The organism is Actinomycetospora chlora, assembly GCF_039542135.1.
Lineage (GTDB): Bacteria > Actinomycetota > Actinomycetes > Mycobacteriales > Pseudonocardiaceae > Actinomycetospora > Actinomycetospora chlora.
Genome location: NZ_BAABHO010000009.1, coordinates 34,758 through 48,449, shown reverse-complemented (window position 1 = coordinate 48,449; position 13,692 = coordinate 34,758). Strand labels below are relative to the sequence as shown.

The 13,692-nt window shown below is 76.5% G+C and carries 14 protein-coding genes; 11 read left to right on the top strand and 3 right to left on the bottom strand.

From position 1 onward, the window contains the following. Window positions 1–10: 10 nt before the first annotated feature. Genes ABD994_RS07720 through ABD994_RS07710 form a run of 3 tightly spaced genes read left to right on the top strand, consistent with a single transcriptional unit; the run spans window position 11 to window position 2,699 of the window. Window positions 11–1,417 (top strand): ferredoxin reductase family protein, encoded by a 1,407-nt coding sequence (locus tag ABD994_RS07720; RefSeq protein WP_345412579.1) that lies wholly within the window; start codon window positions 11–13, stop codon window positions 1,415–1,417. Beyond that, window positions 1,414–1,902: an FMN-binding protein gene (locus ABD994_RS07715; RefSeq protein ID WP_345412577.1), complete on the top strand. Its 489-nt coding sequence runs from the start codon at window positions 1,414–1,416 to the stop codon at window positions 1,900–1,902. The genes ABD994_RS07720 and ABD994_RS07715 overlap by 4 nt, the downstream gene beginning before the upstream one ends. Next, on the top strand, window positions 1,899–2,699 hold the full coding sequence (locus ABD994_RS07710) for an FAD:protein FMN transferase (protein ID WP_345412575.1): 801 nt from the start codon (window positions 1,899–1,901) through the stop codon (window positions 2,697–2,699). Before ABD994_RS07715 ends, ABD994_RS07710 begins: the two co-directional genes overlap by 4 nt. On the opposite strand, the gene ABD994_RS07705 is transcribed toward ABD994_RS07710, so the two are convergent. From ABD994_RS07705 to ABD994_RS07695, 3 genes are read right to left on the bottom strand one after another with little or no spacing between them, the layout of a single operon-like run. Beyond that, window positions 2,687–3,280, bottom strand: coding sequence for a GNAT family N-acetyltransferase (locus tag ABD994_RS07705; RefSeq protein WP_345412573.1), 594 nt, complete (start codon window positions 3,278–3,280; stop codon window positions 2,687–2,689). The two genes, ABD994_RS07710 and ABD994_RS07705, sit on opposite strands and share 13 nt — an antisense overlap. Continuing rightward, window positions 3,277–3,465 carry a hypothetical protein gene (locus tag ABD994_RS07700; protein WP_345412571.1) on the bottom strand — a complete coding sequence of 63 codons (189 nt, stop codon included), beginning with the start codon at window positions 3,463–3,465 and terminating at the stop codon, window positions 3,277–3,279. Before ABD994_RS07700 ends, ABD994_RS07705 begins: the two co-directional genes overlap by 4 nt. A 10-nt stretch (window positions 3,466–3,475) precedes the next feature. Further along, window positions 3,476–4,090, bottom strand: a complete 615-nt coding sequence (locus ABD994_RS07695) for a dihydrofolate reductase family protein (protein ID WP_345412568.1) — start codon at window positions 4,088–4,090, stop codon at window positions 3,476–3,478. A gap of 176 nt (window positions 4,091–4,266) precedes the next feature. Between ABD994_RS07695 and dhaK the strand changes: the two genes are divergently transcribed. The 8 genes from dhaK (at window position 4,267) to ABD994_RS07655 (ending at window position 13,621) form a co-directional block, all read left to right on the top strand. After that, a complete protein-coding gene (gene dhaK, locus ABD994_RS07690) occupies window positions 4,267–5,268 on the top strand; it encodes a dihydroxyacetone kinase subunit DhaK (protein ID WP_345412566.1) in 1,002 nt (333 codons plus the stop codon). Then, window positions 5,268–5,915: a dihydroxyacetone kinase subunit DhaL gene (gene dhaL / locus ABD994_RS07685; protein WP_345412564.1), complete on the top strand. Its 648-nt coding sequence runs from the start codon at window positions 5,268–5,270 to the stop codon at window positions 5,913–5,915. Before dhaK ends, dhaL begins: the two co-directional genes overlap by 1 nt. Further along, window positions 5,912–8,335, top strand: coding sequence for a phosphoenolpyruvate--protein phosphotransferase (gene ptsP / locus ABD994_RS07680; RefSeq protein ID WP_345412562.1), 2,424 nt, complete (start codon window positions 5,912–5,914; stop codon window positions 8,333–8,335). The genes dhaL and ptsP overlap by 4 nt, the downstream gene beginning before the upstream one ends. A gap of 9 nt (window positions 8,336–8,344) precedes the next feature. Next, window positions 8,345–9,241 (top strand): PhzF family phenazine biosynthesis protein, encoded by an 897-nt coding sequence (locus ABD994_RS07675; protein WP_345412560.1) that lies wholly within the window; start codon window positions 8,345–8,347, stop codon window positions 9,239–9,241. Further along, window positions 9,238–10,206 (top strand): aldo/keto reductase, encoded by a 969-nt coding sequence (locus ABD994_RS07670; RefSeq protein WP_345412557.1) that lies wholly within the window; start codon window positions 9,238–9,240, stop codon window positions 10,204–10,206. The genes ABD994_RS07675 and ABD994_RS07670 overlap by 4 nt, the downstream gene beginning before the upstream one ends. 155 nt (window positions 10,207–10,361) lie before the next feature. Further along, window positions 10,362–11,096, top strand: a complete 735-nt coding sequence (locus tag ABD994_RS07665) for a TetR family transcriptional regulator (RefSeq protein ID WP_345412555.1) — start codon at window positions 10,362–10,364, stop codon at window positions 11,094–11,096. Between the two features lie 22 nt (window positions 11,097–11,118). Next, a complete protein-coding gene (locus ABD994_RS07660; RefSeq protein WP_345412553.1) occupies window positions 11,119–12,273 on the top strand; it encodes an MBL fold metallo-hydrolase in 1,155 nt (384 codons plus the stop codon). Between the two features lie 10 nt (window positions 12,274–12,283). After that, complete coding sequence (locus ABD994_RS07655) at window positions 12,284–13,621, top strand: HNH endonuclease signature motif containing protein (protein WP_345412551.1); 1,338 nt, start codon at window positions 12,284–12,286, stop codon at window positions 13,619–13,621. The last annotated feature ends 71 nt before the right edge of the window (window positions 13,622–13,692 follow it).

Below are 13,692 nucleotides of genomic sequence, written 5' to 3'. Positions count from 1 at the left end.
CGTGGTGCCCGTGACCGCCACCCTCGACCGTCCGACGACCCACGCCCGGCGCCCGGGCCCGGCCGCGCGGGACCGCCGGTCCCGGCTCGCCGCCGAGGCCCTGCTCTGCGCGTCGCTGACGCTCGTCGCGTTCTGGTGGGCGACCGGCGGCGGCCTCACCGACCTCGGCGGCTGGGAGTCCGGGCTGGACTCGCTGGGCCGCCTGACCGGCCTGCTCGCCTCGGTGCTCCTGCTGGTGCAGGTGATCCTCATGGCCCGCGTGCCCCTGCTCGAGCGGGCCTTCGGGCAGGACCACCTCGCCCGGATCCACCGGCTCGTCGGGTTCACGTCGTTCACCGGGATGCTCGCCCACATCGGGCTCATCACCTGGGGCTACGCGGCGGGGGACCTCGCCCGCGTGCCCGGCGAGGCGTGGGACCTGACCGTCGACTACCCGGGCATGCTCCTCGCCGTCGCGGGCACCGCGTGCCTGGTGATGGTGGTCGTCACGAGCGTCCGGGCGGCCCGCGCGCGGCTGCGCTACGAGTCGTGGCACCTCCTGCACCTCTACGCCTACCTCGGCGTCGGTCTGGCCCTGCCCCACCAGCTCTGGACCGGGCAGGAGTTCCTGGCCTCCACGGCGCGCGCGGTGTTCTGGTGGACGCTGTGGGCGACCGCCGCGGGCGCGGTCCTCGTCTGGCGGGTGGCGCTGCCGCTGCGGCGCAGCCTGCGCCACCGGCTCGTGGTCACCGGGGTGGTCGACGAGGGCGACGGGTGCGTGTCGGTGACCCTCACCGGGCGGCACCTCGCCGAGCTCGACGTGCGCGCCGGCCAGTTCTTCGCCTGGCGCTTCCTCACCGGTCCGGGCTGGACCCGCGCTCACCCGTACTCGCTGTCGGCGGCCCCCGACGGCCGCAGCCTGCGGATCACCGTCAAGGACCTGGGGGACGGCAGCCGGGCGCTGCGCCGGGTCCGGGCGGGCACCCGGGCGCTGGTCGAGGGGCCGTTCGGGCGGCTGTCCGACCGGGCCGGCGCGGGCGCCGGCGTCGCCCTCATCGGTGCCGGGGTCGGGATCACGCCGCTGCGCGCCCTCGCCGAGGAGCTCGGCGCCGCCGGGCGGGACGTGGTGGTGCTGCACCGCTTCACCGACGAGCCGCTGTTCGCCCGCGAGTTCACCGCGCTGGCCCGGGAGCACGGCATCGGCCTGGTCCCGCTGCCCGGACCCCGCCGGGCCGCCGACTCCTGGCTCGGCGCGTGCACCGGCGGGCCGCTGCACCGCGCCGACGACCTCACCGCGCTGCGGGCCCGCGTCCCCGACATCGCCCAGCGCGACGTCTACGTCTGCGGCCCCGACCCGTGGACCCGCCTCGTGCGGCAGACCCTCACCGCGGCCGGCACCCCGACCGACCGCGTCCACTCCGAGACCTTCGGCTGGTGACCCGACCGATGCGCCGCATCCTGCTGTGGTTCCTGACCACCGTCAGCACGGTGGTCCTCCTCTTCGGCTACAAGACCTCCACCTCGTCGGCGCTCCCCGACGAGACGGCGACCGACCCGACGACACCGCGCGCCGCCGCCCCCACCACGACCAGCACGCCGCCCACCACCGGCTCCCCGTCCACCGCCGGCGCGGCCGCCCTGCGCGCCGGCCAGTTCACCGGCGACGCGGCCGATACCCGCTGGGGCCCGGTGCAGACCCGGATCACGGTCGCGAACGGGCGGATCACCGCCGTCGACGTCGTCGAGGCGCCGAGCGGCAACGCCAAGGACCGCGCGATCAACGCGGACGCCGTGCCGACGCTGGTCGACGAAACGCTGCAGGCCCAGGGCGCGGACATCGACATGGTCAGCGGGGCCACCGTGACCAGCACCGGGTACCTGGAGTCGCTGCAGAGCGCCCTCGACCAGGCGCACGCGGCGTGACCGCCGCGACGGGGTCCCGCGTCGTCCGGCACGTCGAGCACGTCATGGGTCTGCCGGTGAGCCTCGCCCTGCGCGGGCGCCACGCCGGCGACGCCGCCGGGCGCGCGGCGTGGCGCGCGGTGATGGCCTCCCTGCACGACGCCGACCGGGTGTTCAGCACCTACCGGCCCGACTCCGCCGTCTCCCGTCTCGACCGGGGCGAGCTCACGCTCGACGCGGCGCCGCCCGAGGTGGGGGAGGTCCTGGCGCTGGCCGAGCGGGCCGAGCGGGCCTCCGGCGGCGCCTTCTCCGCGTGGCGCCGCGACCCCGACGGGCGCCGGCGGCTCGACCCCAGCGGCGTGGTCAAGGGCTGGGCCGTCGAGCGCGCCGCGGCCGCGCTGCGCGCGCTCGACGACACCGACTTCTGCGTCGCGGCGGGCGGCGACGTCCTCGGCCGCGCGGAGGACCCGGACCGGCCGTGGCGCATCGGGATCGAGGACCCCCACGACCCCTGCCGGATCCTGGCCACCGTCCCCCTGCGCGACGGCGCCGTCGCGACCTCCGGCACGGCCCACCGCGGCGCCCACGTCGTCGACGCCCGGACCGGTCGCCCGCCCGCGGACGTCGCCGCCGTGACCGTCGTCCACCGGTCGCTGACCTGGGCCGACATCGACGCCACGGCGGCCTTCGCGCAGGGCGCGGACGCGGCGGCGTGGCTGCGCCGGCGGGTCGGGCGCACCGGGCTGGTCGTGGCGGACGACGGGAGCGTCACCGTCCTCGACGGCAGCGGTCCGATCTCCTGGGCTCAGATCTCCTGACCGTTGCGCTCGACCGGTCCGGACGGCCACTCCGTGACGGGCCGGCGCACCGGCAGGAGCATGCCGTTGCGCCGGTCGTCCTCGAGGGCCTGGTCGACGCGGATCGAGCGCACGGGGTGCCCGAGCAGCGCGGTCCAGCCGCAGCGCTCGTAGAAGGCCCGCACGTCGGGGTCGCAGGTGAGGAACCCGAACGGCACGTCGAGCCCCTCGAGCGAGGTGGCGACGGCGTCCATGAGGGCGGCGCCGAGGCGCTGCCCCTGGCGCCCGGGGTGCACCGCCACGAGCCCGACGTCGCCGACGAGCACGGAGGCGTCGTGGTCGGGGGCGCGCAGGAACCGGCGCACCAGCCCGGCGTGCGCCACGAGCTCGCCGTCCTGGTGTCCCAGGACGCGCAGCTCCGGGCGCGCGCCGGCCCAGCTGTGGCCGCGCCCGAACGTCGTGGTCGTCCCGGCGTAGCTCTGCCGGAGCAGGCCGGCGACCGCCTCGTGGTCTCCGGGATCCAGCCCGGTCTCCCAGTGGCACGACCACGTGACGGGGCGGCCGGCACCCCGGCCCCCGGCCGGCAGCAGTGCGGTGCTCATCGACGGCCTCCCGGGGTCACGCCCGGTCGCCCCGCACGACGGTCCGGCGCCACGAGCGCCAGCTCGCCCGGGAACGCGCCGTCGAACTCGCCCCGCCCGATCCGCCCGCGCAGGTCGTCCTGCAGCTGCGACCACAGCGGCGCGGCCCCCGTCCGGTCCAACCTCGCCGGGGATCTCGCTGCCACCCGAATAACCCTACATTTGCGCGGCGGTCCGCCGGTAGCGGATGTGGGTCGTGAGCGGCGAGTGCAGGACCTCGACGGGCTCGAAGTCGAAGGAGCCGACGCCGTCGAACATCCGCTCGCCCGAGCCGAGCAGCACGGGCGCGATGTCCAGGGTGAGCTCGTCGACGACGCCCGCGACCAGGGCCTGGCGGACGGTGGAGGCGCCCCCGGCGATGTCGACGCCCCGGTCGCCCGCGGTCTCGCGCGCCCGTGCGTAGGCGGCGTCGAAGCCGTCGGTGACGAAGTGGAAGGTCGTCCCGCCCGCCATCTCGATGGGCTCGTGCGCGTGGTGGGTCAGCACGAACACCGGTGCGTGGTAGGGCGGCTCGTCGCCCCACCAGCCGCGCCAGTCCTCGTCCCAGGCGCCGCGGACCGGCCCGAACATGTTCCGGCCCATGACGTAGGCCCCGCGGGGGCGCATCAGCCAGCCGGTCGCGGTCTCGTCGGCCTCGGTCGCCCGCGGGTCGCCGATGTGCCAGCCGTGCAGCTCCTTGCCCCGTTTGCCGAGCGGGTCGTCACGGCTCTGGTCCGGCCCGGCGACGAAGCCGTCGAGGGAGATCGACATGTGGCAGGTGGTGTCGGACATCGTCGCTCCTGAGTGATTGTGGATTGCAACCAGTAGGAGGGACCGTAGCAGGTCGCGGTCCAGCGTCCACCGCCGAACGAACCCTCCCCGAGGTCATCCGACGGAGTGACAATCACTGCTGCGCCTGACCCTGACCGACGAGCCCGACCACCGGGCTCCCGTCCCCGGAGCGGACCATGAAGAAGCTGCTCAACGACCCGGCCAACCTGGTCGCCGAATCGTTGCGCGGGGTCGCCCGCGCCCACCCCGAGCTGCGGATCGACCACGAGAACCGCATCCTCTACCGCGCCGACGCGCCGGTGTCCGGCAAGGTCGGCCTGCTCTCGGGCGGCGGCTCGGGGCACGAGCCCGCGCACGCGGGGTTCATCGGGCCGGGGATGCTCGACGCCGTCTGCGCGGGCGAGGTCTTCACGTCCCCGGTGCCCGACCAGATGGCCGAGGCGACGAAGAACATCGACGGGGGCGCCGGGGTGCTGCACCTGGTGTGGAACTACACCGGCGACGTCATGAACTTCGACATGGCCGCGGAGCTCGCCGCGGCGGAGACCGACACGCAGGTCGAGGCGGTCGTCATGAACGACGACGTCGCGGTCGAGGACAGCCTGTTCACCGCCGGGCGGCGGGGGACCGGCGCCGCGATCGCCGTCGAGAAGATCGTCGGCGCCGCCGCCGACCAGGGCCGCGGCCTGTCCGAGCTCGCCGACCTCGCCCGCCGGGTCAACGACGCCTCGCGCAGCATGGGCATGGCCCTGACGTCCTGCACGGTCCCGGCCAAGGGCAGCCCGACCTTCGACCTGCCCGACGACGAGATCGAGATCGGCATCGGGATCCACGGCGAGCCCGGACGGCGCCGGGTCCCGCTCGCCTCCGCCCACGACATCGCCGAGATGCTCGTCGACCCGATCCTGGCCGACCGCGACTTCACCGGCGGCGAGGGCGTGTTCGTGTTCGTCAACGGCATGGGCGCGACCCCGCAGCTCGAGCTGTACCTGATGTACAACGAGATCGCCGCCCTGCTCGACAAGGCCGGCATCGTCCCGGTCCGCACCCTCGTCGGCCCGTACGTCACCAGCCTCGACATGGCCGGGTGCCTGGTGTCGATCACGCGCCTCGACGACGACATGTTGCGGCTCTGGGACGCCCCGGTCGCCACGTCCGCCCTGCGCTGGGGCATGTGATGGGGGACGTCGACCTCGACACCCTCCAGCGCTGGCTGCGGACGTTCGCCGCGTCCGTCGCCGAGCAGCGCGACGCCCTGACCGCCCTCGACGCCGCCATCGGCGACGCCGACCACGGCGCCAACATGCACCGCGGCATGACGGCGGTCGTCGAGGGCCTGGACGCGACGCCGGCGTCGGACCCGGCGGCGCTGTTCAAGCAGGCCGGGATGACGCTGGTGAAGTCGGTCGGGGGCGCGAGCGGCCCGCTCTACGGGACGCTGTTCCTGCGCATGGCCCCGGCCACCGGCGGCGCCGCGACCCTCGACCCGGAGACGTTCGCGAAGGCGCTGCGGGCGGGGCTCGAGGGCGTGGTCGCGCGCGGCAAGGCCGAGCCCGGCGACAAGACGATGGTCGACGCCCTCACCCCGGCGCTGGACGCGCTCGACGCCGCGCTGGCCTCGGGCCGCTCGCCGGCGGAGGCGCTGCGCGCGGCGTCGGCGGCCGCCGACGAGGGCCGTGACGCCACCACCCCGATGGTCGCCCGCAAGGGCCGGGCGAGCTACCTCGGCGAGCGCAGCGCCGGCCACCAGGACCCGGGCGCCACGTCGGCCGCCCTCCTCGTCGCCGCGGCGGCCACGGCGGTCGCGGAGCAGGAGGGCGCGTGACGGTCGGGATCGTCGTGGTCTCCCACAGCCGGGCCCTCGCCGACGCGGCGGTGGCCCTGGCCGGGGAGATGCTCCACGGCGGGGGCGGGCCGATCGCGGTCGCCGCCGGGGCCGACGACGGGGGCTTCGGCACCGACGCCGTGGCCATCAGCGAGGCCCTGACCAGCGCCGACCAGGGCGAGGGCGTCGTGGTGCTGATGGACCTCGGCAGCGCCGTCCTCTCGGCCGAGCTCGCGCTCGAACTGGTCGACGACGACGTCCGCGAGCGTGCCGTGCTGTGCCCGGCGCCGCTGGTCGAGGGCCTGGTCGTGGCCGCGGTCAGCGCCGCCGGCGGGGCCTCGACCGCCGAGGTCGCGGCCGAGGCGTCGGACGCGCTGCTGGCCAAGTCGGGCCACCTGGGGTCCGGCTCCGCGGAGCCGGCGCCCGAGCCCTCCGCGGCCGGGGACGAGGAGACCGGCACCCTCACCGTCGGGATACCGCACGGGCTGCACGCGCGGCCGGGGGCGGCGCTCGTGCAGGCGCTGCGCGGCCTCGACGCCGACGTCCGGCTGCGCAACGCGACCCTCGACGGGCCGGAGGTCTCCGGCGCGAGCCTGTCGCGGGTGGCCACGCTCGGCGCGCTGCAGGGCCACGAGATCGCGGTGCGGGCGCGTGGTGCCGACGCGGCCGAGGCGCTCCGGCGCCTGCGGGCGCTCGCCGCCGACGACTTCGGGGAGTCCGCCGAGCCCGTGGTGGCGCCGGCGCCCGTGACCACCGGGCGCCCGGTCCCCGCCTCGCCGGGCATCGGGATCGGGCCGGCGCGGGCGACGGGTGCGGCGGGGGTGAGCGTGCCCGCGCCGGTGCCGGGGGACCAGGGCGCCCGTCTCGAGGACGCCCGCGCCGGCGTCCGCAACCACCTGCGGGCCGTGCGCGACCGGGCGGCCCGCGAGATCGGCGGGGCCGAGGCGGCGATCTTCGACGCGCAGCTGCTGCTGCTCGACGACCCGGAGGTGCTCGCCGACGTCGCCGCCCGGACCGACGCCGGCGCGGACGCCGCGCGGGCCTGGGCGGACGCCCTCGACGAGGTCGCGGGGCGGATGGCGGCGGCCGTCGACGAGTACCTGCGCGCCCGGGCCGCCGACGTGCGCGACGTGCGCGACCAGGTGCTGCGGGCACTGGGCGGGGTGTCTGCCTCGGACGGAGCGGGCGACGGCGTCCTCGTCGCCGACGAGCTGACACCCGCCGAGGCGGCCGTGCTCGACCCGGACCGCACGCCCGCCGTCGTCCTCGCCGGGAGCAGCCCCACCGCGCACGCCGCGATCCTGCTGCGTGCCCGCGGTGTCCCGGCGGTCGTCGGCGTCGGCGCGGCGCTCGCGACGCGGGCGCGGGAGGCGGCCCTGCTGGCCGTCGACGGCGCCACCGGCGAGGTCGTCGTCGACCCCGACCCGTCGACCCTCGCCGACTTCCGCGCCCGCGCCGACGCGCTGGCCGGGCACCGCGCCGAGGCGGCGCGCCGGGCCCACGAGCCGGCGGTCACCCGCGACGGGACGACCGTGCTGGTCGGGGTCAACGTCGGCGCGCCCGCGGACGCGGTGGCCGGGGCCGACCTCGCGGGGCTGGTGCGCACCGAGTTCGGGTTCCTCGACCGGCGCGAGGCGCCGTCGGTCGACGAGCAGGAGGCGGCCTACCGGGCGATCGCGGAGGCCATGGGCGGGCGGCGGATCACGCTGCGGACCCTCGACGTCGGCGGCGACAAGCCCCTCGACTACCTGCCGATGGCCGCCGAGGCCAACCCGTTCCTGGGGGTCCGGGGGATCCGGCTGGCGCTCGCCCGCCCGGTGCTGCTCGCCGACCAGCTGCGGGCGATCGTGCGGGTCGCCCACGACCACCCGGTCGACGTGATGTTCCCGATGGTCGCGGCCCTCGACGAGCTGGTCGCGGCCCGGCGCGCCCTCGACGACGCCGTCGCGGCGGTCGGACGCGGGCGTCCCGACGGGCTCCGGGTCGGGATCATGGTCGAGGTCCCCGCCGCCGCGCTGAAGGCCGCCGCGTTCGCGCCGCTCGTCGACTTCTTCTCGATCGGCACCAACGACCTCACCCAGTACGCCCTGGCCGCCGAGCGGGGCAACGACCAGCTCGCGGGGCTCGCCGACGCCCTCGACCCCGGGGTGCTGGCGCTGATCGCCGCCACCGTCGAGGGCGCCGGCGACGACGTCCTCGTCGCGGTCTGCGGCGAGGTCGCGGGCGACGAGCAGGCCGTCGCGCTCCTCGTCGGGCTCGGTGTCCGGGAGCTCAGCGTCGCGCCCGCCGCCGTCGGCGTCGTCAAGCAGGCCGTCCGGGACGTCGACCGGGCCCGGGCCCGGGACCTGGCGGCGGCCGCCCGGCGGTGCCCCGACGCGGCGGCGGTGCGGGAGCTGCTGCGTGCGGGCGGCCGGTCCTAGAGTGGCCCCGTGCCCCTCGGCGACGCGGCAGCCCGGCACGGCTTCCGGCAGGTCGACGTGTTCGGCGACGGCCCCGTCACGGGGAACCCGGTCGCGGTCCTCCACGACGCCGCCGACCTCGACGACGACACGATGGCCGCCCTCGCGCGGTGGACCGACCTCAGCGAGACCACGTTCCTGCTCCCGGCCACCGACCCCGCGGCCGACTACCGCCTGCGGATCTTCACCCCGGACCGGGAGCTGCCCTTCGCCGGGCACCCCACCCTGGGTTCGGCCCACGCCTGGCTCGAGGCGGGCGGCGTCCCGCGCGACCCCGACGAGCTCGTCCAGGAGTGCGGGGTCGGCACCGTGCGGCTGCGCCGGGTCGGCGACCGGCTCGCGTTCGCCGCCCCGCCGCTGGTCCGCGGCGGCCCGGTCGACCCGGAGGCCCTCGCCCCGCTGCTCGACGCGCTCGGCCTCCCGGACCCGGCGGCGGTGACGGCCCGCTGGATCGACAACGGCCCCGGCTGGGTCGGGCTGCTGCTGCCCGACCCGGAGGTGGTCCTCGCGCTGTCGCCGCGGACGCTCGCCGGGTTCACGTCCGTGGGTGTCGCGAGCACCTACCCGGCGGGTGCGGAGGTCGCGCTCGAGGTCCGCGCCTTCATCGGCGACTCCGGTGCCGTGCGCGAGGACCCCGTCACGGGCAGCCTCCAGGCGGGCTTCGCCGGGTGGCTGATCGCCGACGGCCACCTCCCGCGCCGCTACGTCGCCGCTCAGGGCGCGCGGCGGCGGCGCCGGGGCCGGGTGCACGTCGAGCAGGTCGGCACCGACACCTGGATCGGCGGGGCCACCACCACCGTCGTCACCGGCCACCTCGCACTCCCGCGGGTGGCACCGCCGCAACCCGCACGGGAGGCACCGCGATGAGGAACGCGCAGCTGGGCGACCTCGAGGTCGGCCGCATCGGCCTCGGGGCCATGGGGATGTCCCACGCCTACACCGGGGCGGGCAGCGACGACGACGAATCGATCCGCACTGTCCACCGCGCGCTCGACCTCGGCGTCACGCTGATCGACACCGCCGAGGTCTACGGCCCCTACACCAACGAGGAGCTCGTCGGGCGGGCGATCCGCGGCCGGCGCGACGAGGTCGTGCTGGCCACCAAGTTCGGGATGATCTCCCACACCGGCCGCGACGGCGCCGACTCCAGCCCGGAGAGCATCCGCACGGCCGTCGACGGGTCGCTGCGCCGGCTGGGCGTCGACCACATCGACCTCTGCTACCAGCACCGGGTCGACCCGCGGACACCGATCGAGGAGACCGTCGGCGCGATGGCCGAGCTGGTCACGGCCGGGAAGGTCCGCCACCTCGGGCTCTCGGAGGCGTGGGCCGACACCCTGCGCCGCGCGCAGGCCACCCACCCGATCACGGCGCTGCAGTCCGAGTACTCGCTGTTCACCCGCGACCAGGAGGAGCTCCTGCCGGTGCTGCGGGAGCTCGGGATCGGGCTGGTCGCCTACTCGCCGCTGGGCCGGGGATTCCTGACCGGGCAGATCCGCTCGGTCGAGGACTTCGCCGACGGCGACCTCCGCCGGGACAACCCCCGCTTCGTCGGCGAAGCGTTCCGGCGCAACCTCGCCCTCGCCGACGAGGTCGGCGCCGTCGCGGCCGAGGCCGGCGCCACCCCGGGCCAGGTCGCCCTGGCCTGGCTGCTGGGCAAGGGGCACGACATCGTCCCGATCCCCGGCACGAAGCGCGTCGCCCGGCTGGAGGAGAACGCCGCCGCGGACGCCGTCGAGCTCACGGCCGACCAGCGGCGACGCCTCGACGCGCTGCCCCCGGCCGAGGGCGGGCACCACACCGAGGACCAGATGCGGCTCATCGAGCGCTGAGGCGGGGCGCGGCGTCGCCGGCCCCCCGGCCCGGCGACGCCACCCCCGACGCCGGACGCGCCCTCGCCGTGCGCGCCCACCCGAAAAGTACCGAGCGGTATGCCCCCGGACAAGACGGTGGGAGGATGCTGGTGTCGGGCGAGGGGAGGAGTCCGATGGCGGCGACGACCGGTGACGGCCGGCGGCCCCCGCAGCAGGCGCGGTCCCTGGCCACGCGGCGGGCGCTGCTCGTGTCGGCGGGGGAGCGGTTCGCGGCGCAGGGGTTCCACGGCACGGCGCTGAGCGAGCTCGTGGGCGACGGTGCCGCGACCAAGGGCGCCTTCTACTTCCACTTCGCCTCGAAGCAGGCGGTCGCCGAGGCGCTGGTCGAGGCCATGGGCGACTCGTGGGACGACGTCACGACCGCGGTGGAGGCGGCGGCGCGCGACGGCCTGGAAGCCCTCGTCCTGCTGACCGACGCCGTCACCGTCCGCCTCGACGACCCGGTGGTGCGCGGTGCCGGACGGGTGCTGCGGGACAAGGTCGTGGCCACCCCGACCCTGGGGGCCATGACGGGCTGGTGGTGCGAGCAGGCCGAAGACCTGCTGCGGCGCGCCCGCCGCGAGGGCCTGCTGCGACCCGAGGCCGACCCGGCCTGGCTCGCCCGCGAGCTGGTGGCCGGGTTCGCCGGGCGGGCCACGCTGTTCGAGGCGCCGTGCGACGCACCGCCCCTGTGGGACCTCATGAACGACTTCTGGGCGGGCTTCCTGCCGCTGATCGCGACCGCGGAGTGGCACGCGCGGTGGGACGCGCGGCCCTGGCGCGCGCGTCCCCGACCCCGCGGTGTCGGCGCCGGCGACGCGGAGCCCCCGACCGTCCACCCCGTGGGGGAACCGGCCCCGACCGCGTGATCGTCTCCGTACGGTGGGGATCGTGCTCCGTGCGATCCGCGCCGTCCTGCTGGGTGTGCTCACCGTCGCCGCGCTCGCGGGGGGTGGGTTCGGCGCGCACGTGCGCCGCAACATGGGGGCGCGCCGCGCGACGCTGCGACGGATCGCGCTCCGCTCGCCGCACGCGCCTGGCGGGTCCTTCGCCAACCGGGAGCGCGGCCTCCCGCGGCCGGATCTGACCTACCGCCAGCTGGCGACGATGCTGCTCTCCCGCCGTCCCGACGGCACGCCGTCGGTCCCGGTGCCGCTCGCGCAGCACGAGCCGCGCCGGGAGCGCGCCGCCCTCGCGGTGACGTGGCTGGGGCACGCGAGCGTCCTGCTCGAGGTCGACGGCCGCCGCCTGCTCGTCGACCCGGTGTGGTCGGAACGGACCTCGCCCGTGCCGGGCTTCGGTCCCCGGCGGCTGCACCCGCCGCCCGCGACGCTCGCGGGGATCGGCGAGGTCGACGTCGTCCTGCTCACCCACGACCACTACGACCACCTCGACCGCCGGACGGTTAGCGCGCTCGCCCGCGACACCGGCGCCGTGCTCGTCGCGCCGGTGGGGGTCGGCGCCCACCTGCGGTTCTGGGGCGTGCCGGCCGCGCGGATCGTCGAGGCCGACTGGGACGGTGTCGTCGAGGTCGCCGGGCTGGCGCTGACGTGCCTCGAGGCCCGGCACTTCTCCGGGCGCGGGTTCCGCCGCAACACCACGCAGTGGGCGGCGTGGAAGGTCGCGGGGCCCGAGCACGCGGTCTACGTCGGCGGCGACACCGGGCCGACGGAGGCGCACGCCCGCACGGGCGCGGCGCACGGGCCGTTCGACCTGACCGTGCTGCCGATCGGCGCCTACGCCGACATCTGGCCCGACATCCACACCACCCCGGAGCAGGCGGTGGCGGCGCACCGCGACCTCGGCGGCGCGGTGATGCTGCCGGTCCACTGGGCGACGTTCGTGCTCGGCTTCCACCCCTGGGCCGAGCCGGCCGAGCGGGCCGTGGCCGACGCCGCCCACGACGTCGTGCTCGCCCTCCCGCGGCCGGGGCAGCGGGTCGACCTCTCCTGCGGCCCCGGCGCCGTGACCGAGGGCGTGCCCTGGTGGCGGGAGATGGGGCAGCTGACGTCCGGGGAACCCGACGTTGTCGGGGGTCGGCCCTAGAATCGAACACATGAGCGAACGCGGGGTCGGGGTGGTGGAGCGGGAGCTGCTCGACCGGGCCCGCGCCGCCGAGGTCGCCCGGCGCCGCGACTACTACGCACGTCTGGAGCTGGTGGCCGAGCTGGACCGGGCGGCGGTGGCCGAGGTGACCGGGGACCGGGGCACGGTGCGGTTGTTGCAGGCGCAGTGGAACGTCGATCACGCCGAGGCCAAGCGGCTGCTCGACGAGGCGGGCGACCTGGTGGCGCGCCGGTCGTTGCCGGGCGAGCGGCTGCCGGCACGGTTCCCCTGCACGGCGGCCGCGGTGGCGGTGGGGGCGATCGGGCCCGGGCATGTCGTGGTCATCCGCCGGGCCATGGCTCGTTTGGAGCGTGTCGACGGGTTGGGTGTCGAGGACTGGGTGGAGGCGGATCGGTTCCTGGCCGAGAAGGCCCGCCAGATGTCCCCGGCCGGGCTCACCGCGCTGGCCAAGGCCCTGGTCGCGCATCTCGATCCGGACGGGGAGGCGCCGCCGGAGGGGGAGGAGCGCTGCGACGAGCTGCACGTGGTGCGCCGCCGCGACGGGCGGCTGGACTTCAAGGGCAGCCTGCACGACCCGGCCGATGCCGAGGTGTTCCTCGGCACCATCGACCCGCTGGCGGAGAAGCTGGGCCCGGAGGACACCCGCAGCCTCGAGCGGCGCCGCGCCGACGCGCTCAAGGAGGTCGTCGAGAACGCGGACCCCACCGGCACGCCCCCGGGCGACGAGCCGGCCGGCCCCGAGGATTCGGACGAGGCCGAGCCGGCGCTGATCCCCGAGCCGCGCCGCCCCGAGCCGCGCCGCCCCGAGCCGACCTCACGTCCGTCGGGGCCGTCGGGTTCGGGTCGGGTGTTGCTGACGCTGACGATGGACCACCGGTGGCTACAGCAGGCGGTGGGGCACGGGGTGCTGGACTCGGGGGCGCTGGTCCACCCGCAGACGGTGCGGCGGCTGGCCTGCGACGCCGGGATCATCCCGATCGTGCTGGGCAGCCGCTCCGAACCCCTCGATGTGGGTCGCCAGCAGCGCACCGCCCCCGACGCGATCCGCCGGGCGCTGCACCTGCGTGACGGGGGGTGCGCGTTCCCGGGTTGCACCCGCCCGCCGCGGCGTTGCCAGGCCCACCATGTCGATCACTGGCTCGACGGCGGGGACACGTGCGTGGAGAACATGTGCCTGTTGTGCCGGTTCCACCACCAGCTGGTCCACCACGGCCACTGGACGATCACCATGATCGACGGCCGGCCCTGGTTCACCCCACCGGACTGGATCGACCCCGACCGACAACCCCGCCCCGGCGGCCGACCACGCACCATGGTCGGGGTCTGAGGGACGCCCACCGACTCGCGGCGTGCCCGCGGCCGACACAGCGTGCCGCTGCCCGCTCGCGGGCGCGGTCA